The organism is Rhodococcus mengyinensis (assembly GCF_048381435.1).
In the GTDB taxonomy this organism is placed as follows: domain Bacteria; phylum Actinomycetota; class Actinomycetes; order Mycobacteriales; family Mycobacteriaceae; genus Rhodococcus_F; species Rhodococcus_F opacus_D.
On the sequence record NZ_JBLWIT010000127.1, the window covers coordinates 37,140 to 55,778 of the forward strand.

At 68.7% G+C, this 18,639-nt stretch carries 20 protein-coding genes; 12 read left to right on the plus strand and 8 right to left on the minus strand.

Translation table 11 applies throughout. The features are described 5' to 3' along the window. The first annotated feature begins 56 nt into the window (after nucleotides 1-56). Nucleotides 57-1,379, plus strand: a complete 1,323-nt coding sequence (locus ACNJ7E_RS29440) for a MinD/ParA family ATP-binding protein (RefSeq protein ID WP_418341623.1) — start codon at nucleotides 57-59, stop codon at nucleotides 1,377-1,379. 47 nt (nucleotides 1,380-1,426) lie between these two features. On the opposite strand, the gene ACNJ7E_RS29445 is transcribed toward ACNJ7E_RS29440, so the two are convergent. Continuing rightward, the gene (locus ACNJ7E_RS29445; protein ID WP_009474708.1) at nucleotides 1,427-1,630 is read right to left on the minus strand and encodes a hypothetical protein; all 204 of its coding nucleotides are present in this window, start codon (nucleotides 1,628-1,630) and stop codon (nucleotides 1,427-1,429) included. A 178-nt stretch (nucleotides 1,631-1,808) separates the two neighbouring features. Continuing rightward, nucleotides 1,809-2,036: a BldC family transcriptional regulator gene (locus ACNJ7E_RS29450; protein ID WP_005252019.1), complete on the minus strand. Its 228-nt coding sequence runs from the start codon at nucleotides 2,034-2,036 to the stop codon at nucleotides 1,809-1,811. A 187-nt stretch (nucleotides 2,037-2,223) separates the two neighbouring features. Here ACNJ7E_RS29450 and ACNJ7E_RS29455 point away from each other — a divergent pair, with 187 nt between their 5' ends. Continuing rightward, complete coding sequence (locus ACNJ7E_RS29455; protein ID WP_009474707.1) at nucleotides 2,224-2,601, plus strand: DUF4229 domain-containing protein; 378 nt, start codon at nucleotides 2,224-2,226, stop codon at nucleotides 2,599-2,601. Further along, the gene (gene cds1, locus ACNJ7E_RS29460) at nucleotides 2,598-3,707 is read left to right on the plus strand and encodes an L-cysteine desulfhydrase Cds1 (protein WP_280779901.1); all 1,110 of its coding nucleotides are present in this window, start codon (nucleotides 2,598-2,600) and stop codon (nucleotides 3,705-3,707) included. Before ACNJ7E_RS29455 ends, cds1 begins: the two co-directional genes overlap by 4 nt. On the opposite strand, the gene ACNJ7E_RS29465 is transcribed toward cds1, so the two are convergent. Continuing rightward, nucleotides 3,695-4,240, minus strand: coding sequence for a GNAT family N-acetyltransferase (locus ACNJ7E_RS29465; protein WP_105415944.1), 546 nt, complete (start codon nucleotides 4,238-4,240; stop codon nucleotides 3,695-3,697). The genes cds1 and ACNJ7E_RS29465 overlap by 13 nt on opposite strands. 127 nt (nucleotides 4,241-4,367) lie before the next feature. Here ACNJ7E_RS29465 and ACNJ7E_RS29470 point away from each other — a divergent pair, with 127 nt between their 5' ends. The 4 genes from ACNJ7E_RS29470 (at nucleotide 4,368) to ACNJ7E_RS29485 (ending at nucleotide 6,413) form a co-directional block, all read left to right on the plus strand. Beyond that, nucleotides 4,368-5,120, plus strand: a complete 753-nt coding sequence (locus ACNJ7E_RS29470) for a lysophospholipid acyltransferase family protein (RefSeq protein ID WP_280779902.1) — start codon at nucleotides 4,368-4,370, stop codon at nucleotides 5,118-5,120. Between the two features lie 63 nt (nucleotides 5,121-5,183). Then, entirely contained in the window at nucleotides 5,184-5,399 is a 216-nt protein-coding gene (locus ACNJ7E_RS29475) for a hypothetical protein (RefSeq protein ID WP_005258323.1), read from the plus strand. A gap of 6 nt (nucleotides 5,400-5,405) precedes the next feature. Then, nucleotides 5,406-5,972, plus strand: a complete 567-nt coding sequence (locus tag ACNJ7E_RS29480; protein WP_005252029.1) for a Clp protease N-terminal domain-containing protein — start codon at nucleotides 5,406-5,408, stop codon at nucleotides 5,970-5,972. Nucleotides 5,973-6,032: 60 nt separating this feature from the next. Next, nucleotides 6,033-6,413, plus strand: coding sequence for a phage holin family protein (locus ACNJ7E_RS29485; protein WP_009474702.1), 381 nt, complete (start codon nucleotides 6,033-6,035; stop codon nucleotides 6,411-6,413). Between the two features lie 12 nt (nucleotides 6,414-6,425). Here the strand turns inward: ACNJ7E_RS29485 and ACNJ7E_RS29490 are convergent, their stop codons facing one another. Continuing rightward, the gene (locus ACNJ7E_RS29490) at nucleotides 6,426-7,295 is read right to left on the minus strand and encodes a 1,4-dihydroxy-2-naphthoate polyprenyltransferase (RefSeq protein WP_280779903.1); all 870 of its coding nucleotides are present in this window, start codon (nucleotides 7,293-7,295) and stop codon (nucleotides 6,426-6,428) included. A 76-nt stretch (nucleotides 7,296-7,371) separates the two neighbouring features. Here ACNJ7E_RS29490 and ACNJ7E_RS29495 point away from each other — a divergent pair, with 76 nt between their 5' ends. Then, the gene (locus ACNJ7E_RS29495) at nucleotides 7,372-10,623 is read left to right on the plus strand and encodes an AfsR/SARP family transcriptional regulator (protein WP_418341624.1); all 3,252 of its coding nucleotides are present in this window, start codon (nucleotides 7,372-7,374) and stop codon (nucleotides 10,621-10,623) included. A 9-nt stretch (nucleotides 10,624-10,632) separates the two neighbouring features. On the opposite strand, the gene ACNJ7E_RS29500 is transcribed toward ACNJ7E_RS29495, so the two are convergent. Together ACNJ7E_RS29500 and ACNJ7E_RS29505 are read right to left on the minus strand one after the other, a co-directional pair. Then, nucleotides 10,633-11,376 (minus strand): IclR family transcriptional regulator, encoded by a 744-nt coding sequence (locus tag ACNJ7E_RS29500; protein WP_280779905.1) that lies wholly within the window; start codon nucleotides 11,374-11,376, stop codon nucleotides 10,633-10,635. Continuing rightward, on the minus strand, nucleotides 11,376-12,890 hold the full coding sequence (locus tag ACNJ7E_RS29505; protein WP_280779906.1) for an APC family permease: 1,515 nt from the start codon (nucleotides 12,888-12,890) through the stop codon (nucleotides 11,376-11,378). The genes ACNJ7E_RS29500 and ACNJ7E_RS29505 overlap by 1 nt, the downstream gene beginning before the upstream one ends. Before the next feature lie 226 nt (nucleotides 12,891-13,116). Between ACNJ7E_RS29505 and ACNJ7E_RS29510 the strand changes: the two genes are divergently transcribed. From ACNJ7E_RS29510 to tatA, 3 genes are read left to right on the plus strand one after another with little or no spacing between them, the layout of a single operon-like run. Continuing rightward, nucleotides 13,117-14,697: a flavin monoamine oxidase family protein gene (locus tag ACNJ7E_RS29510; RefSeq protein ID WP_009474696.1), complete on the plus strand. Its 1,581-nt coding sequence runs from the start codon at nucleotides 13,117-13,119 to the stop codon at nucleotides 14,695-14,697. A 29-nt stretch (nucleotides 14,698-14,726) separates the two neighbouring features. After that, nucleotides 14,727-15,401, plus strand: a complete 675-nt coding sequence (locus ACNJ7E_RS29515; RefSeq protein ID WP_164065572.1) for a Rid family hydrolase — start codon at nucleotides 14,727-14,729, stop codon at nucleotides 15,399-15,401. Further along, on the plus strand, nucleotides 15,401-15,568 hold the full coding sequence (tatA, locus tag ACNJ7E_RS29520) for a Sec-independent protein translocase subunit TatA (protein WP_418341625.1): 168 nt from the start codon (nucleotides 15,401-15,403) through the stop codon (nucleotides 15,566-15,568). The genes ACNJ7E_RS29515 and tatA overlap by 1 nt, the downstream gene beginning before the upstream one ends. 53 nt (nucleotides 15,569-15,621) lie before the next feature. Here the strand turns inward: tatA and ACNJ7E_RS29525 are convergent, their stop codons facing one another. Together ACNJ7E_RS29525 and ACNJ7E_RS29530 are read right to left on the minus strand one after the other, a co-directional pair. Further along, nucleotides 15,622-16,452 (minus strand): ABC transporter permease, encoded by an 831-nt coding sequence (locus ACNJ7E_RS29525; RefSeq protein ID WP_280779908.1) that lies wholly within the window; start codon nucleotides 16,450-16,452, stop codon nucleotides 15,622-15,624. Then, the gene (locus tag ACNJ7E_RS29530; RefSeq protein WP_418341626.1) at nucleotides 16,449-17,435 is read right to left on the minus strand and encodes an ATP-binding cassette domain-containing protein; all 987 of its coding nucleotides are present in this window, start codon (nucleotides 17,433-17,435) and stop codon (nucleotides 16,449-16,451) included. Before ACNJ7E_RS29530 ends, ACNJ7E_RS29525 begins: the two co-directional genes overlap by 4 nt. A gap of 235 nt (nucleotides 17,436-17,670) precedes the next feature. Here ACNJ7E_RS29530 and ACNJ7E_RS29535 point away from each other — a divergent pair, with 235 nt between their 5' ends. Further along, nucleotides 17,671-18,585 (plus strand): hypothetical protein, encoded by a 915-nt coding sequence (locus ACNJ7E_RS29535; RefSeq protein WP_418341627.1) that lies wholly within the window; start codon nucleotides 17,671-17,673, stop codon nucleotides 18,583-18,585. The last annotated feature ends 54 nt before the right edge of the window (nucleotides 18,586-18,639 follow it).

Below are 18,639 nucleotides of genomic sequence, written 5' to 3' on the forward strand. Positions count from 1 at the left end.
CCGACCGGTGTGATTCGGTGGAGACGATGGAGACTTCACGAGGGGGATGTTCAGCCATGTCCGAAAACAACGCCGGCATGTGGGAGCCGGTACGGCCTGCATCGAATCCGCCCGGGGACGACCACGCATCGGCCGCCGCGTGGAACGCCGCGCGGCAGGCCCCGTACGTTCAGCCGCAGGGTCCCAACCCGTTCGCGCAGCCCGGTGCCCAGGCCCCCTCCGCCGCACCCGCGCGGCCGCAGACCCAGGCCCCGGCTACCGCTCCCGTCCCGCAGCAGGCCCCGGCCCCTCAGCAGGCCCCGGCCCCGCAGCAGACTCCGGCTCCCCAGCAGGCGCCCGCTCAGGGAACGTTCACGCCGCCGCAGCAGGCGCCGGTCCAGCACGCGCCCCAGCATCCCCGCCCGCACAACACGAATGCCGATCAGCAATACGCGGTGTCGGCGCGTGACCTGTCGACGTCGCTGCTCCTCAAGCAGGTCAAGCCGGCCCCCACCACGGGGTGGCGCAACGCGCTGTACCAACTGTCCGGCCGCTACATCAACGTCGGCAACAGCGCGAAGGAACAGCGTCGGATCGAGCTGACCAAGCAGGTCAACCAGCCGCTGCAGGGGTGCTACAAGATCGCGCTGCTGAGCCTCAAGGGCGGAGTGGGCAAGACCACCACCACCGCGACCCTCGGCTCCACGTTCGCGTCACTGCGCGGCGACCGCGTCATCGCCGTCGACGCCAACCCCGACCGGGGCACGCTCAGTCAGAAGATTCCCCTCGAGACCCCGGCCACAGTGCGCAACCTGCTGCGCGACGAGCAGAGCATCGAAAAGTACAGCGACGTCCGCAGTTACACGTCGCAGAGCCGGCACCGGCTCGAGGTGCTCGCGTCCGACAGCGACCCGGCGGTGTCGGAGGCGTTCAGCGCGGACGACTACTCGCGGACCGTCACGATGCTCGAGAAGTTCTACAGCATCGTCCTCACCGACTGCGGCACCGGACTGATGCATTCCGCCATGCAGACCATCCTCGAAGAGGCCGACGCGCTCGTGGTGGTCAGCTCGGGCTCCGTCGACGGCGCCCGCAGCGCCTCCGCGACCCTCGACTGGCTCGACGCCCACGGATACCGCGAACTGGTGTCCCGGTCGGTGGCCGTCGTGAACGCGGTCCGACCGCGGTCGGGCAAGGTGGATCTGCCGAAGGTCGTCGAGCACTTCGAGCAGCGGTGCCGCCTGGTCCGGCTTATTCCGTTCGATCCGCACCTCGAAGAGGGCGCCGAGATCGAACTCGAGCGGCTGCGTCCCAAGACGCGCACCGCTCTTCTCGAACTGGCGGCCGCGGTGGCGTCGGACTTCCCGGCGTCCAGTTTCGCGCTACAGGATCGTCGCTGAGGCAATGACGCCGAGGGTGCCGGATCGACCGGCACCCCGGCTTCGGCTCACCCGGCGGGGTCCGCCGGACCAGCCTCGGGTTCGTCGGACTTCTTCCGACGGGTCTCCCGATCCACCTTCCAGAGGAAATCCGGATCGTCGTCGGGTCCCTGCACCCGATTGCTGAGCACCGGCCTGGTGTTCGGGCCGAACGCCTTCCAGAGCAGGACCGCCACTGTCACGAGCCCGATGAGTGCCAACAGATAGATCACCGCGCACCTCCTTACACCGCTCGAGGGTAGCCGGTATCCCTGAGCGTAGCCGCGTCGGCGGCAGAGGGCATCTACCCGGTCGCAGTGCGTCCCGGGTAGTGCGGTCGCGGTCAGCCCTACGGCCGCCCGCCCAGCGTCAGGGTCGGCCCGCCCAGCGTCAGGGTCGGCCCGCCCAGCGTCAGGGTCGGCCCGCCTCCGTGGTGAGGGAGCGGAGCAGCTGCATGACCTCGGCCTCGCGGAAGCGGCGGTGCCCGCCGGGGGTGCGCAGCGATCCGAGCCGGCCCGCGTGCGCCCATCGCGTCACGGTCTTCGGGTCGACATGGAACAGGGCAGCCACCTGGCCCGGGGTCATGAGGGCTTCGTTGGATCCGCTGAATCCGGGTCCGTTGTAGGTGGGTGCGCTCATCGACGGTCCTCCACTGCTTTCGACTGGTCTGTGCTGAAGCCGGCCGCTGTTGCGACTGAACTCGGTCATCGTGACATCTGGCACCCCGGGTACTCGAACGATCTAATGTTGGTAAAGGGGAGGTAATAGACAAATCGGATAAGTCGGACGTGTGGGGGGTGGCCTCGGCGATGGGTAACCTGGGGGCGTGAGTGAGTCATCCGAGAAGCCAGAAGACCAGGTCGAGCGCCCCGTCGCAGCCGATTCGAGCGCACCGGCGAAGCCGGACGGGCGGGTGACCAAGGGGCAGCTGGCGCGCGACGTCGCGATCTATTCGATCGCCCGGCTACTGCTGGTCGTCGTCATCGGTGCCATCATCCTCGGGGTGGCCGCACTCGTCGGAGTCGCCGTGCCGCTGCTCGTCGCGGCCATCTTCGCGGTCCTCATCGCCCTCCCGCTGTCGCTGCTGCTGTTCGCGAAACTCCGCCGGCGGGTCAACGAGGGGATCGCCGCGTTCGACGCGCAGCGTCGCGCCGACCAGGCCGACCTGCGTGCCAGGCTCCGCGGTGAGGGCACGTCCCGGTGACGGACGGCGACTGCGTCGTCATCGACCGGAGCTTTCCGCGTGACTGGGTGGACAACGCCGTCCGCCTCATCGACGCCGACGCGCAGCGCAGCGCCGACACACACCTGCTGCGGTACCCGCTGCCCGTCGAATGGGGTGTGCAGCTCTATCTGAAGGACGAGTCGACCCACATCACGGGCAGCCTCAAGCATCGCCTGGCCCGGTCGCTGTTCCTCTACGCGATCTGCAACGGATGGATCACCGAGGGGACGACGGTCATCGAGGCGTCCTCGGGGTCCACGGCCGTCAGCGAGGCGTACTTCGCGAAGATGCTCGGACTCGACTTCGTGGCCGTCATGCCGCGCAGCACGAGCAGCGCGAAGATCGCCCTCATCGAGGCGCAGGGCGGTCGCTGCCACTTCATCGACCGGCCGCCGGAGATCTACAGCGAGGCCCGACGGCTCGCCGCGGAAACGGGCGGTCACTTCATGGACCAGTTCACGCATGCGGAGCGGGCCACCGACTGGCGGGGCAACAACAACATCGCCGAGTCGATCTACCACCAGATGATTCGTGAAGAGCACCCGGTGCCGGAGTGGCTCGTCATGAGCGCCGGCACCGGCGGCACCAGCGCGACGCTGGGCCGGTACATCCGCTACCGCAGGCACGCGACCCGTCTGCTCGTGGTGGATCCGGAGAACTCGGCGTTCTTCGGCGGCTACGACACCAACTCCTGCGACTACGCGACGGGGATGCCCTCGCGCATCGAGGGCATCGGCAGGCCGCGGGTGGAGCCGTCGTTCGTCGGGCAGGTCATCGACCGGATGATGCGGGTGCCCGACGCCGCGTCCATCGCGACCGCTCGGCACGCCAGTTCGGTGCTGGGCCGCCGGGTCGGCGGCTCCACGGGCACGAACCTGTGGGGTGCGTTCACCGTCGTCGCGGAGATGCTCGCGGCCGGACGGTCCGGCAGTGTGGTCACGATCCTGTGCGACGGCGGCGAACGCTACGCGGACACCTACTTCGACGACGACTGGGTGGCCGGGGAGGGTATCGACCTCATGGGTCCGGCCGCGGTGCTCGACCGCTTCGCTTCGACGGGGGAGTGGCCGGGTCAGCCCGGCTGAGGCGCGGTCGCGGCGGTCCGCACCGGCGCCGTCACCGGGCGGGACATCGTGACCCGCGGCCATGCGGCGAGGCCGTGCCGGGCCTCGTCGGCGCGGATGCGCGACAGGCCCGGGGTCAGGGTGTCTTCCGGCAAGGGGCGGAAACCCAGCCGCTCGTAGTAGGGGGCGTTCCACGGGACGTCGACGAACGTGGTGAGGGTGAGGGCGGGCAGTCCGCGGACGGCCGCCCACGACGAGATCTCGTCGAGGAGCAGGGCGCCGAGCCCTTGGCGGGCGTGGCCGGGGTGGACCGACACCTGCTCGATGTGGGCGGCCCCGTCGACCACGGCGACGAGTGCGTATGCGACCGGGGCATCGTCTGCGTCGACCGCAACCCAAATGCATTCCAGCTGGAGGTATTCGGTCAACTCGTCGAGTGTGAACGGGGGATCGTCGGCGACGGCGTCCATTCCGATGTCACGAAACGGCGCACCCGCCGCGATTTCGATGTCTTGCAGAACGGGCAGGTCGGTGGAAATGGCCGGGCGGATCACAGGTCTTTTGTACCCGAAATCGTGCTGTTCGCACAGTTTCCCTGCACTTTCCTAAAACTTACTCCACCGTAGGCTACGCAACCGTAGGTTGGTAGCCTGGCGATAGGACGACGGAGCGGGGACGAGGATGGACAAGCCCGAGGTAACTCTCGAGAACTACGAAGCGGTGTACGCGTACTACCGTGACCATCAGCAGAATCGAATGCTCGCCAAGCTGGCGTACGCGTCGCTGTATGCGAAGTACCGGCCGCGGGTCGTGTACGCGGACGACGCGAAGGCGCAGCTGGCGGGGCTGGTGAAGTCCGGCAGGGTGCTGATCGTCGCCGCCAATCACATCACCCACAGCGATCAGTACACGCTTGCGGCCACGGCATGGAACACGCCGTTGCGCCGCGCGATCGGACGCACCCGGGTGCTCGCCAAGGATGAATTGTTCGTCGACCCCGACCTGCACAAGAAGGTCGACATGATGGGCGGCATCCCGGTGTTCCGCAGCAAGAACTACGGACTCCGGGCGGTCGCCGACGCGGGCCGGCTCATGATGGACGTCTCCGCCGAACGACTGTGTCGCGGTGACAACCTGGCAATCTTCCCCGAGGGCACGTGCAACGAGGGCGACCCGACCCGCCTGCAGCACATCAACAGCGGCATCGGTCACATCGCGAAACGTGCGGCGGATCGCGGAGTCTCACCCGTCCTGCTGTCCATCGGCCTCAGTTACGGGCCGGACGCTCATGGGCCCGACCCCGAGAACGTGAAGTCGGCCAGCGTCTTCGTCGGGGAACCGCTGTTCGACCTCCCGGCGAAGCCGATGGACATCGCCCACGTCGTGCAGAAGGAACTGCAGATCGCTGTCGACGGGGCGGTCGCCGCGTACTGACGGCCCCCCGGGATCTGTCAAGGAGGGTTGACACCCGGTCGGTGTCAACCTAAATTGACATGCATGACCGAAGCAACCACGCTCGCCGCAGCCGCGGGCAGCCCCGACCCCGCCGAGGGGCTGCGGGCCGTGCGTGCGCTGCGGCGTCTCCTCGAACGGCTCGAGGCCATCCAGGTCGCCAACGCCCGCGCCCAGGGCTGGTCCTGGCAGGCGATCGCCGACTCCCTCGAGGTGAGCAGGCAGGCCGTCCATCAGAAGCACAACCGGAGAGGGAGGTAACGGCGCATGTTCGAACGATTCTCGACGGACGCCCGGGCCGTGGTGATCGGCGCGCAACAGGAAGCGCGCGCACTGAAGTCGCCCCAGATCGGGCCCGAACACCTCGTACTCGCGCTGCTGTCCGTGAAAACCGAACCCGTCCACGGCATCCTCGCCGACGCCGGCATCGAGGAGGAGAAGTCGCGATCGACCGTCGCGACGCGCGGCACGGCGTTGAGCGACGCCGACGCGGAAGCGCTCGAATCGATCGGCATCGACCTCGACGCGGTGCGGCAGAGCCTCGAGCAGAACTTCGGCAAGGGCGTCCTCGATCCCGAGGAGCCGTCGGAGAAGCGCGGGTGGTTCGGCCGGAAGTCGGGGCACATCGGGTTCACCCGCGACGCCAAGAAGGCGATCGAACTGTCACTGCGGGAGGCGCTGGCGCGCAAGGACGATCACATCGGCGCCGAGCACATCTTCCTCGGAGTGCTGCGAGTGGCCGACGGCACGACGCGGGAGATCCTCGAGGTCCAGGTCGGTGTCGGCGAACTCCGCCGTCGCGTGCACGCGGCACTCGACGACCGCGCCGCCTGACCCTCCCGGTCCCGGGTTATCCGGTTCCCGTTTGTCCGAACGGTGTGCCAGCATGCACCCATGACCTTCTTGGTACGCCTCGTCATCAACGCGTTCGCGATCTGGCTGGCGGCAGCCTGGGTGTCGGGCATCGACATCTCCAGTTCGGGCAACGGAACCGGATGGGACATCGTGGTGCTGCTCGGCATCGCGGCGGTGTTCACCGTCGTCAACATCTTCGTCAAACCACTGGTGAAGCTGCTGTCGCTGCCGTTGCTGATCCTGACGCTCGGCCTGTTCACCCTGGTGATCAATGCCCTGATGCTGCTGCTCACCGCATGGCTGAGCTCCCAGACCGATTACGGCCTGACCGTCGACGGCTTCTGGACCGCCGTGTGGGGAGGCCTGATCATCTCGATCGTCAACTTCATCCTCGGCATCGTCCTCCCGGACGGCGACTGACCGGGCGGCCGCTCAGGCGACCGAGAGGGCCACGGCGGTGGCGGCGCCCCAGATCAGCATCGCCAGCCCCGAATCCCGAAGCGCCGGAATCAGTGCGAGGCCCAGGCCGCCGGAGCGGACCGGCGCGTTCGCCCGGACCGCGAGAGGCAGCGCGAGCAGTCCGACGAGCGACCAGGGGGTGCGCAGCACCAGGACCAGCGTCACGACGAACGGGACCGTCAGCGTGACGAGATGCAGGATTCGGGTACGCGAGTCGCCGAGCCGGACGGCGAGCGTGCGCTTGCCGGACTCGGTGTCGGTGGGAATGTCCCGCAGATTGTTGGCGACGAGAACCGCGCTCGAGAACGAACCGACGGCGATCGCGGACACGAGACCGGCCCAGTCCACCGTCTCGGCCTGCACGTACTGGGTGCCCAGCACGGCGACGAGACCGAAGAACACGAAGACGGCGACCTCGCCGAACCCGCTGTACCCGTACGGCTTCTTGCCGCCGGTGTAGAACCAGGCGCCCACGATGCAGAGGGCGCCGATCAGCACGAGCCACCACGCGGTGGTGGCGGCGAGGGCCAGACCGGCCACCGCGGCGACGGCGAAGCAGGCGATGGCCGCAGCCTTCACCGCCGACGGTTTCACCAGCTTGGACCCGACGAGCCGCAGCGGGCCCACCCGCTCGTCGTCGGTGCCGCGGATCCCGTCCGAGTAGTCGTTGGCGAAGTTGACGCCCACGATCAACGCGAGAGAGACCACCAGTGCCAGTACTGCCTTCCACCACACCGCGCCGCCGAGCGACGCCGCGGCGCCGGTGCCCACGAGCACCGGGGCGATCGCGTTCGGGAGGGTGCGCGGACGAGCGCCTTCGATCCATTGAGCAGCCGTTGCCATGCACCGATCTTTGCACCGTGCGAGAAGACGCCCGCACCCACGCCGTGCAATACCATCGAACGCGGTGGACCAGCACATGAGCGTGGACGAGAGAGTCGCACCGGCAAGCACACCGATCCAGGTCGCGTTGTTGGGTGAAATATCGACGTGGCGATCGGGCGTGCTCGCGCCGCTGCCCGGCACCCGCGCGCGCAGCCTGCTGGTCGCTCTCGCCCGCGATCCCGGCCGGAGCCGGTCGGCGCAGGCCCTCATCGACGAGGTGTGGGGCGAGGATCCGCCGCGGTCCCCGATGAATGCGTTGCACACGCAGGTCTCCCGTCTGCGCGCGGCGTTGCCGGACGGAGCGCTGGAGATCGGCCCGGCCGGGTACCGGCTGGCGGTGCCCAGGGATGCCGTCGATCTGGCGCGCGCGGAGGACGTGGTACGCCGGCTGCAGGGCCGGGGGAACGGTCGCAGCGCCGGGCCGGACGAGATCCGCGATGCCCTCGCGTTGTGGCGGGGCGACCCGGGCGCGGACCTTCCCGGCGGTGCCGCCGCAACGGAACTCGCCGCCGATGCCGCAGGGATCCGGGGGCAACTCGAGGCCGCGGAACTGGCGGCGCTGGTGGCGGTCGAAGACTGGGACGCCGCCCTCCCGAAGGCGCTGGCCCACGTCGCCGCCGAACCTCTGGACGAGCAGGGGCACGCGCACCTGATGCGGGCGCTCGCCGGGCTCGGGCGGGACAACGAGGCGCTGGACGTGTTCGCGACCTTCCGCAAGCGGATGGTGTCCCGGTTGGGGGCCGATCCGTCGCCCGCGCTCGTCGCTCTGCACACCGAGATCCTGCGCGGCGGACGTCCCGGTGCCGTGGCGGCTCCGCCCCTCGTGTCGCCGGATCGGACGGCGATCGGGCTCCGCGCGGCACCCAACGCCCTCCTGGGACGCGACTCGGACATCGCCGAGATCGAGCGGTCGCTCACGTCCTCGCGCGTGGTGACCATCCTGGGGCCCGGCGGTGCCGGCAAGACGCGACTCGCGCACGAACTGGGTGCGCGGGCAGCCACGGGGACGTCGGTGGCCCTGGTGGAACTCGCGTCGCTGCGCAGCAGCGAGGACGTCGTCGCGGCGATCAGCAGCACGCTCGGGCTCAGCGAGGTCGACATCGCGCCGGGCCGGCTCACCGTCAGCCGCGTCCACTCGGCGCGGGAACGGCTCCGGGAAGCGCTGTCGGCGGGGCCGATGCTCCTGATCCTCGACAACTGTGAGCACGTCATCGGCGCGTGCTCCGAGGTCGTGGCCGACCTGGTGGCGGCCGGCGACCAGCTGACCGTCCTCGCCACCAGCCGGTCACCCCTCATGCTCGCGTCCGAGGCCGTGTACCCGCTGCCGCCGCTCGCGATCGACGACGACGATGCGCCCGCCGTGCAACTGTTCACGGCGCGGGCTCGCGCCGTGCGGCCCACCGCGCGCCTCGACCCGGAGACGGTGCGCAGCGTCTGCCGCACCCTCGACGGTCTCCCGCTCGCGATCGAACTGGCCGCCGCCCGGGTGCGCAGCACGAGCGTCGAGGACATCGGCCGACGGCTCGAGCACCGGTTCGCGCTACTGCGATCCCACGACCCGACGTCGCCCGAGCGGCACCGCACCCTGCACGCCGTCATCGACTGGAGCTGGCAGCTTCTGGGTGAGCAGCAGCAGATCGCGCTGCGCAGACTCTGCCGGTTCCCGGCCGGGTTCACCCTCGACGCCGCCCGGACGATCGCGGAGTGGGACGGCGTCGACGATGTCGTGGACGCCGTCGAGGGCCTCGTCAACCAATCCCTGCTGTCCGTATCGGAGACGTCGGACACGCTGCGCTACTACATGCTCGAGACGGTGCGCGAGTATGGCGAGGAACAGCTCGCGGCGGCCGGCGAGGGGACGGAAGTGTTTGCTCGCCAAGGAGTCTGGGCAAGTCAGTTCGCGTCCGAGGCGCTCCGCCGGTGCCGCGCCGACCAGGTTGCGCTCGCGGACGACATCGACGCCGACCACGACAACTTGCTCGCGGTCCTGCGGTGGGCGGTCGAGCGCGACGACGCCGAGACGGTGGCGACCGTGTTCCCGGTGCTGGGCGGCCTGTGGGCCATCCGGGGTGCGCACTCGGAAGTGATGAACTGGACCCCGCGGATTCTCGGGTCGACGGCGGACGCCGACCTGACGGACGTCGGTTCGGAATTGGTGGCGTACACCTTCCTGCTCGCGGCGATGCACCTGGTGTTCGGTGGCCAGACACGCACGCTCGCCCGTGCCCGGATCCGGCTGCGTCACGTGCTCCGGGAGCGCCCCGACCTACCGTCGGTCACCGGGTTCGCGGTGCGGCTCATCCTGTCGCTGGGTTCGGGTCGGCGGCTGGCGAGGATCGTCGCGGAAGGCGTGCGGTCCGAGGATCCGGAGACCCGCGCGGCCGCCCTCTCCGCGCGGGCCAGCATGCGGGAGAACCTCGGCGACTTCCGCGGCGCGATGAAGGATGCCACGACCGTGTCCGGACTGTGCGGGGCGATCGGTGACGTGTGGGGCACGGCGATGGCGTCGCAGTTCCTCGGTTCACTGCAGAGCCAGTCCGGTGAGTACCGGGACGCGGTGCGGCACTATCAGGATGCTGTCGAGGGCATGCGGAAGCTGGGTGCGCAGGAGGAGGCGGATCAGCTGTGGGGCTTCCAGGCCTCCGCGCTGATCGCCGCCGGTGACGTGGAGGCCGGCCGGAAGGTGCTGGCCGAGACGGTACTCGAGCATCGCGGTGCGGGCACCGGGACCGACGACCACCAGCCGGACGAATGGCGGGCCGCCGCCACCGGCAGTCTCGCGGAAATCGATCTCGCGGACGGCGACGTCGAACGCGGACTCGCCCGTTACCGTGAGGCGCTGGACATGGTGTATCCCCGGATGCTGTCCGAGCCGTACGCCGACCCGTTCGGAATGATGCTGGCGGCGTCGGTGGTGTGCGCACATGTACTGCACGGCCGGTCGGAGATGATGATGGAGTTCGTGCCGAAGCTCGCGGAGGCGGCGCTGTCGAGGCTGGGACAGGATGCCTACCAGGATCTGCCGGTCACCGGAACCGTTGCGGCCGGTGTGGGGTGCTTCGAACTCGCTGCCGGTGACCAGGATCGGGGCCTCGCCCTGCTGGCGTTGTCGGTCCGGGCCCGGGCCCGGCAGGACATCGCGTCGCTGCGACACCCCCGGCACGTCGCGTTCGCAGTCGAGCGCGTGGGGGAGGACCGCTGGGAGGCGGCGCAGAAGCGGTTCGGCGGCTGGTCGCGTCGCGCGGTGCGCGCCGAAATCCTGGACATGCTCGCCGGTTCGAGGTGAGTGCCGGCCTCAGGCAGGGACCCGGCCGCTCACCCGGGCCGCACACGATCGTAGGAGGTCGGTGAGTTCGGGATCGTCGACGGCCAGGCGTCCGGTCTTGCCGATCGCCGCAAGGCATCCAACCACCGCGTTCTGCGCATCGTGCACCGGGACGGCGACGGCGCTGCGGCCCACCCGCACCTCGTCGACCTCTCGGGCCGAGCCGGTGTGACGGACGGCGTCGAGTTCGCCCCGCAGCGCGGCGATGTCGGTGACGGTCCGCGACGTGACCCGGCGCAGACTCGGCGGCACCAGGTCCGGACGGGACGCGAGGAGGATCTTGCCGATGGCGGACGCGTGTAGGTGCGCGGCGATCGTGTTCTCGCCGCTGAGTTCGTGGTCGGGGTCCCGGTCGATCAGTCGCACCCGGCCGCCGGTGAACGACGCCAGATGGATCCCGAAACGCACCTGCCCCCGCAGTTCCTCGAGCACGGCGTGGTGGTCGACCGGGTCCGGTGCCGCCTCCGCCCCCGCGAGCTGTCTGGTCCTGCGGCCCAGTGCGAACCCGGACAGGTCGGCGATCCGCACCAGATAGCCGTCGGCGGTCAGGAGATTGAGCAGCCGGTACGCCGTGGCCTGGGGGATCCCCGCGTGTGCGGCGATGTCTCGCGCGGTCGCCCCGGACCCGAGCTGAGCCACGGCCTCGAGCAGGGCGAGTGCCTTCTGCACGGCGCGTGGTTCGTGGCCCGCGATCTCCCCGGCTCGGGCGCCCATCACCGGGACCCGGGGGTACGTCCAGCCGCCGTCAACGCGAGGTTTCCGGCGGCGTCCGTGGCGAACACCCCGGCTCCCGGCAGCACATCATCCGTTTCCGCCGTGTCGAACACACCCATCGACCGCAGACTCGCCGGGTGGCGCCATCGCAGGTACAGCTGCCACGCCGAACCCGACAGCAACAGGGTCAGCACCACGGTGGGGACCATCGCGAAGCCGTGGGCCACGTTCACGAACAGCATGTAGGCCAGGACGATTCCGCCGGCGGCGCTGCCCGCGACTCCCGCCGACAGGACGAGAGGGGTGTGTTCCCCGATGCGGCTGAGGAACCGCACCGACGCCACGGCGACCAGCACGTACGCCGCGACCACCGCGGTCCTGGCGATCAACTGCACGTGAGAAAATCCGGTCGACTTGCCGACGACGGCGAATGTCGCGGCACCGACACACACGGCGCACACGATGACCGCCAGCGCCGCGTACGGGGTGCGGTAGCTCCGGTGCACCCGGGCGAACAGACGCGGCACGACTCGTTCGATCCCCATCGAATACAGCAGGCGCGACGCGGCATTCGACGACGCCATCGCCGACGCCAGCCACGACGTGCCCAACCCGAGGTTCAGGGCGATCACCACGGCCGGGGCGACCCCGGTGCCGGTGCCGTGCAGATACGCATTGACCAGGGTATCCGTGCGACCGGACCACGCGGCCCACGCCGAGAAGATGAACAGGCCGCCGCAGATCATCGGCGTGAGCATCACGGTGCGGGTGACGGTGGCGAGCGGGCGCTTGGCCTCCGGACCGAAAAACGTGGCGCTCTCGAAGCCGGCCAGGGCGAACACCGCGGCCAGCGTCATGAGCAGTGGCCCGTACGCGGAATCGGACGGCGGCACCGCGGCGTGCTGGCCGCCCGCACCGGTCACGATCATCAGACCGACGATGAACAGCAACGAGCACGATTCGACGGCGAGGATGGCGAGGGCCGCGAACCGCACCCCGCGGACCAGGCAGCCGAGGATCACGATCGCGATCCCGGCGTACACGACGAGACGTTCGGCGGGTTCGCGCAATTCCAGCCCGAAGAAGCCGAGCGTCGCGATCACGGCCTGGCCACCGTGGTACAGCGTCATCACCGCACTGCCCACGTACTTGGTCAGCATGGCGACCCCGGCGGTCAGCGCGGCACGCGTGCCGAGGCCTTGGAACACGAAACTGTAGAGGCCGCCCGCGGCCGCCATGCGTCGCGTGAACTGCGAGACACACACCGCGATCAGGGACACCACCACCGTGGCGACGACGATCGTGATCAGACCGCTCAGCAGCATCTGGTGGGTGAACATGGTGACGGGCAGGACCACCATCGACACCGCCGGAGCCGTCGTGGCCACCGACTGGGCGAGAACCTCGAAGCCCGACAACTGCCGCCGGCCCAGCGCACGCAGCGGCGACACGGCCTGACGTTCGGGCTCGCCGGTGGCGAACGAACGCGCGATGGCGTCGGAAAGGGCTGACATGCGCGTGAAACTAGCCGGGTCGTGTTGCCGAAAAGTTTCGGTTTCGGGTCGAACTCCGCTTCGGGAGTGAGAACGGCCCGCGTCCGTTCTCGCTCGCCGGCCTCAGACTGTTTCGCCGCCGACAACTTCCCGACTCGCGTTCCTCCCAGGATGAATCCGGACAAGTTACCCGGGTCGCCGGGCGCAAGAATGGGAGCGCGAATTGGCATTCACACGTAGATCTTTCATGAAGGGCCTCGGGGCCACCGGGGGCGCGGGACTCGCGTACGGCGCGATGTCGACGCTCGGGCTCGCACCGTCGACCGCCGCTCCCGCCCGCGCGTTCCAGCCGCTCGCGGCCGGCGACCTGATCGGGAAGGTGAAGGGCAGCCACTCCGTGGTCGTGCTCGGCGGCGGCCCCGCCGGCCTGTGTTCGGCGTTCGAACTGCAGAAGGCCGGGTACACGGTGACGGTCCTCGAGGCCCGCACCCGGCCCGGTGGCCGCGTCTGGACCGCCCGGGGCGGCACCGAGGAGACCGACCTGAACGGCGAGACGCAGAAATGCACGTTCTCGGAGGGGCACTTCTACAACGTCGGCGCCACCCGCATCCCGCAGAGCCACATCACGCTCGACTACTGCCGCGAACTCGGCGTCGAGATCCAGGGTTTCGGAAACCAGAACGCCAACACGTTCGTGAACTATCAGAGCGACACGTCGCTGTCGGGCCAGTCCGTCACCTACCGGGCCGCGAAGGCCGACACGTTCGGCTACATGTCGGAGCTGCTGAAGAAGGCCACCGATCAGGGCGCCCTGGACCAGGTGCTGAGCCGGGAGGACAAGGACGCGCTGTCGGAGTTCCTCAGCGACTTCGGTGACCTGTCCGACGACGGACGCTACCTCGGATCCTCCCGTCGCGGATACGATTCCGAACCCGGGGCCGGCCTGAACTTCGGCACCGAGAAGAAGCCGTTCGCGATGCAGGAAGTGATCCGCAGCGGCATCGGCCGCAACTTCAGCTTCGACTTCGGCTACGACCAGGCGATGATGATGTTCACCCCGGTCGGCGGCATGGACCGGATCTACTACGCGTTCCAGGACCGGATCGGCACCGACAACATCGTCTTCGGCGCCGAGGTGACGTCGATGAAGAACGTGTCCGAGGGCGTCACCGTCGAATACACCGCCGGCGGCGCGAAGAAGTCGATCACCGCCGACTACGCGATCTGCACCATCCCGCCGCACCTCGTCGGACGACTGCAGAACAATCTGCCCGCCGACGTGCTCACCGCGCTGAAGGCGGCCAAGCCGTCGTCGTCCGGAAAGCTCGGCATCGAGTACTCGCGCCGGTGGTGGGAGACGGAGGACCGCATCTACGGCGGCGCATCCAACACCGACAAGGACATCTCGCAGATCATGTTCCCGTACGACCACTACAACTCCGACCGGGGTGTGGTCGTCGCCTACTACAGCAGCGGCAAGCGTCAGGAAGCGTTCGAGTCCCTCACCCACCGCCAGCGGCTCGCCAAGGCGATCGCGGAGGGCTCGGAGATCCACGGCGAGAAGTACACCCGCGACATCTCCTCGTCGTTCTCAGGCAGCTGGCGGCGCACCAAGTACTCCGAGAGTGCCTGGGCCAACTGGGCGGGCAGCGGCGGCTCGCACGGCGGGGCGGCCACTCCCGAGTACGAGAAGCTGCTCGAACCCGTCGACAAGATCTACTTCGCCGGCGACCACCTGTCCAACGCGATCGCGTGGCAGCACGGCGCCCTGACGTCCGCCCGCGACGTCGTCACCCACATCCACGAGCGCGTGGCCCAGGAAGCCTGACCTTCCCCTCGAACAAGGAGTTGTGAACTGTGAAGTCTTTTCGTACCAAGGCCGTGACCGCCGCGCTCGCAGCGTCCGCTCTGATCGCCGGGGCGACGTCGTGCTCCTCCGAGGAGGCGGCGGCGGAAGCGCCCGGAAGCACGTTCGTGTCGAAGTCCGTTCTCGAAGCCGGCGAGGCGAATCCGATGATCGCGCAGGGTGTGGCCATCGGTGGAGGCACCGCCGTCTACAAGTCGAGCGGCATCGGCCCGGGCGCGTCCAACAAGGCCGCACCCGAGGGCACCCCCGAGTCGTACATCGACACCGACGTGTTTGCGGGCGGCGCACTCCCGGCCGGAGTCACGATCACCGAAGCGCAGGGCATCAACGCGCTGAAGCGGATTCGCGACAATCTCGAGGCACAGGGGCTGACGCTCGAGGACGTCGTGACCATGCGGGTGTTCCTCGACAACGCCCCCGGCACCGACCGCGCCGACTACGCCGGCTGGAACCGCGCCTACCGGCAGTTCTTTGCGAACACCAACCTCGACACCGGTGACACCGAACTGGTCCCGCTCGGCACCGCGGAACCGGCCGCGCCGATGGAACGGAACTCCGCGCGTCCCAGCCGGTTCGCGCTCGAGGTCGCGAGCCTGCCCGCCGCGGGCTGGCTCGTCGAAGTCGAGGTGGACGCCGTGTACCCCGACGGTGAGGAGCCCCAGTAGTGGGGGCGCTGAGCCCGAGCCACTGGGCGATCATCGCGCTCGTGCTCGTGGTGTTGTTCGGGTCGAAGAAACTTCCGGACGCCGCCCGCGGCCTGGGCCGGTCGATGCGGATCCTCAAGACCGAGGTGGGGGAGTTGCAGGCGGACGCCCCCGAACTGGAGAAATAGACGAAGCGAGCCGGTGGACCCCGCGTCCACCGGCTCGCTTCGTTCTTCGGGTGTCAGGCCTTACGCATGTACGTCCGGACCGTCAGCGGTGCCATGATCGCGACGATCACGGCGGCGCCGAGCAGCGACCACACGACGTGGACACCGAAGTGTCCGTCGTTGACGAGTTCACGCACCGCGGTCACGACGTGCGACACGGGGTTGACGTTCACGAACGCCTGCATCCAGCCCGGCATCGTGTCGGCGGGCACGAACGCGTTCGACATGAACGTCAGCGGGAACAGGATGAGCATCGAAATGCCCTGCACCGACGACGCTTTGCTCATCAGGACACCCATCAGGGCGAAGATCCAGCTGATCGAGAAGGCGCAGACGATGACGAGCGCGCCGGCCGACACCACCCCGACGACACCGCCGCCGGGCCGGTACCCCATCGCGATACCGACGGCGAACGTGATGGTCGTGGCGATGCCGTACCGCACGACGTCGGCGAGGAGCGCACCGGACAGCGGCGCGATGCGGGCGATCGGCAGGGACTTGAAGCGGTCGAAGACGCCCTTGTCCATGTCTTCCCGCAACTGGGTGCCCGTCACGATCGACGTGGTGATCACCGTCTGGACCAGGATGCCCGGGATGATGATCGGCAGATACGACGCCACGTCGCCGGAGATGGCGCCACCGAAGATGTACGTGAACATCAACGTGAAGATGATCGGCTGGACGACGACGTCGAACAGTTGCTCCGGGTTGTGCTTGATCTTGAGCAGTCCCCGGTACGCCATGGTCAGCGTGTTCGCGACGGACTGCTCGAGGCTGATCCGGTTCCGGGCCTCCGGAATCGGTCGGGGGCCCGCGTGAGTGCGGGATTCGAGGGTGGTGGTCATGCGACGCTCCGTTCGGTGTCGGCCTCGATGGCGTCTGCGCCGTGGCCGGTGATGGTGAGGAAGACCTCGTCGAGACTCGGCTTCTGGACGGTGATCTCGTCGACGGCGATCCCGTGGTCGCGCAATCGGATCAGGAGTTCCGCAGTGAGCGACGGATCGGTCATCGGCGCGGTGAGACGGCCGATCTCCGGGGTGATCGCGACCTCCACACCGAGGGTGTGGGCGATCACCGACCGCGCGTCGTCGGTCTGCCCGCGATCGACCAGGGTCAACTGCAGTGAGGAGACGCCGACGGACGCCTTCAACTCGTCGGCCGTGCCGTCCGCGATCACCTTTCCGCGGTCGATGACGGCGATCCGATCGGCCAGCTGATCCGCCTCGTCGAGGTACTGCGTGGTGAGCAGCACCGTCGACCCGTCCGCGACCAGCCTGCGGATGGTGTCCCACATCTGGGCGCGCGTCCGAGGGTCCAGACCCGTCGTCGGCTCGTCGAGGAACAGCAGCGGGGGATGGGCGATCAGGCTGGCCGCCAGGTCCAGACGTCGACGCATGCCGCCCGAGAAATTCTTGAGCGGCTTAGTCGCCGCCTCGGTGAGGTCGAACTCCTCGAGCAGTTCCGTGCACTTGCGGCGGGCATCGCCCCGGCTCAGACCGAGCAGTCGGGCGAAGATCACCAGATTTTCGACCGCCGACAGGTCCTCGTCGACGGACGCGTACTGGCCCGTGACACCGACCAGCGAGCGCACCGCGTTGGGTTCGCGCACCACGTCGTGGCCGAAGATGCGGGCCTCGCCGCCGTCCGGACGCAACAGCGTCGCAAGCATCCGCACCGTCGTGGTCTTGCCGGCGCCGTTCGGGCCGAGCACTCCGTACACCGACCCGGTCGGGACGGACAGGCTCACGCCGTCGACGGCGCGCTGACGGCCGAAGAGCTTCACGAGCCCGTCGGCCTCGATGGCTGGGGGAGTTGCAGTGAGGTTCATGCCGTAGACGATGCAGCCCACCCCTTGCAGCGGGCTTGCACGCCTCTTGCACGGGCTTGCGGACGCCGTTGTCCTGCGGATTCAGACACTGGTGGGAATCAGGGGCTATTGCGGCGGAATCCGGCGAATCGGTGTGCGGATCTGGATTTCCACAGCCAGTCGGTTATCCACAGGTGGGCTGTTTTCCCTGGTCGGCGAAGACGGCCGGCGTCGAGAAGGGTGCACGATGCTCGCTATGAGAGCAGAGGACTTGATCTTTCGCCGCCATGCATTGGCCGACGGAATCACCGACCCGGAACTGCGGCGCGCAAGGACGACCGGACAACTGGTCGCCGTGGCAGCGGGTGCCTACCTCCACAGCGGCAGCTCGGAATCCTTGGACGCGCTCGGGATGCACCGAGCCCGGGTCGCGGCGGCCGTCGTGGCGCACGGGGGTGAGGTCGTGGTCAGCCATGCGTACGCTCCCGTCCTCCACGGACTCGATGTCGGTGCGGTGAACCTCGATCGGGTGCACCTGAGCCGGGAGCGTCGATCGGGCGGCCGACGGACCGCGACACTGCACTTTCACATCGCTCCACTAGGCCCGGACGATGTCACCGAGATCGACGGCGTGGCAGTGACCTCGCTCGCCCGGACCGTGGCGGACGTGGCGCGATCGGAATCGCTGGACCAGGCCGTCGTGATCGGCGATTCCGCGCTGAATCGAGGCGGTGTGTCGATCGGCGACGTCCAGGCTGTGGTGGAGTGTCACGGGCGCCGGAAAGGCATCGGGGCTGCGCGTCGCGCGGTGGGTCTGCTGGACGGACGCAGTGAGAGCCCCGGTGAGTCGCTCAGTCGAATCAGGATGCGCGAGTGTGGGATGCCGGCGCCCGACCTGCAATACGAAGTGCGCACCGACGGAGGTGCGTTCGTCGGCCGCGTCGACTTCTTCTGGGAACGCTGGGGAGTCGTCGGCGAGTTCGACGGCATGGGCAAGTACAGATTTGGGTCCGGGCAATCGGGTGACATCGTGGCGAAGGAGAAGTTGCGGGAGGATGCGATACGCGACACGGGCCTCGAGGTGATCCGGTGGGTGTGGGCGGACCTAGGGCGGTTCGACGTCGTGAAGGCGCGATTCGAGCGCGCGTGTGCCCGCTCGCGGCGCCGGTGACCCATTCCCGCCCACCGAATGGCTGGAATCACACGCAGTTGCCCGGGAATCTGG

Coding starts and splice junctions, on each gene's coding strand:
- ACNJ7E_RS29440 (WP_418341623.1), top strand. CDS start 57: ATGTCCGAAAACAACGCCGGCATGTGGGAGCCGGTACGGCCTGCATCG.
- ACNJ7E_RS29450 (WP_005252019.1), bottom strand. CDS start 2,036: ATGAGCGCACCCACCTACAACGGACCCGGATTCAGCGGATCCAACGAA.
- ACNJ7E_RS29470 (WP_280779902.1), top strand. CDS start 4,368: ATGGACAAGCCCGAGGTAACTCTCGAGAACTACGAAGCGGTGTACGCG.
- ACNJ7E_RS29475 (WP_005258323.1), top strand. CDS start 5,184: ATGACCGAAGCAACCACGCTCGCCGCAGCCGCGGGCAGCCCCGACCCC.
- ACNJ7E_RS29480 (WP_005252029.1), top strand. CDS start 5,406: ATGTTCGAACGATTCTCGACGGACGCCCGGGCCGTGGTGATCGGCGCG.
- ACNJ7E_RS29485 (WP_009474702.1), top strand. CDS start 6,033: ATGACCTTCTTGGTACGCCTCGTCATCAACGCGTTCGCGATCTGGCTG.
- ACNJ7E_RS29490 (WP_280779903.1), bottom strand. CDS start 7,295: ATGGCAACGGCTGCTCAATGGATCGAAGGCGCTCGTCCGCGCACCCTC.
- ACNJ7E_RS29495 (WP_418341624.1), top strand. CDS start 7,372: ATGAGCGTGGACGAGAGAGTCGCACCGGCAAGCACACCGATCCAGGTC.
- ACNJ7E_RS29500 (WP_280779905.1), bottom strand. CDS start 11,376: ATGGGCGCCCGAGCCGGGGAGATCGCGGGCCACGAACCACGCGCCGTG.
- ACNJ7E_RS29505 (WP_280779906.1), bottom strand. CDS start 12,890: ATGTCAGCCCTTTCCGACGCCATCGCGCGTTCGTTCGCCACCGGCGAG.
- ACNJ7E_RS29510 (WP_009474696.1), top strand. CDS start 13,117: ATGAAGGGCCTCGGGGCCACCGGGGGCGCGGGACTCGCGTACGGCGCG.
- ACNJ7E_RS29525 (WP_280779908.1), bottom strand. CDS start 16,452: ATGACCACCACCCTCGAATCCCGCACTCACGCGGGCCCCCGACCGATT.
- ACNJ7E_RS29530 (WP_418341626.1), bottom strand. CDS start 17,435: ATGAACCTCACTGCAACTCCCCCAGCCATCGAGGCCGACGGGCTCGTG.
- ACNJ7E_RS29535 (WP_418341627.1), top strand. CDS start 17,671: ATGAGAGCAGAGGACTTGATCTTTCGCCGCCATGCATTGGCCGACGGA.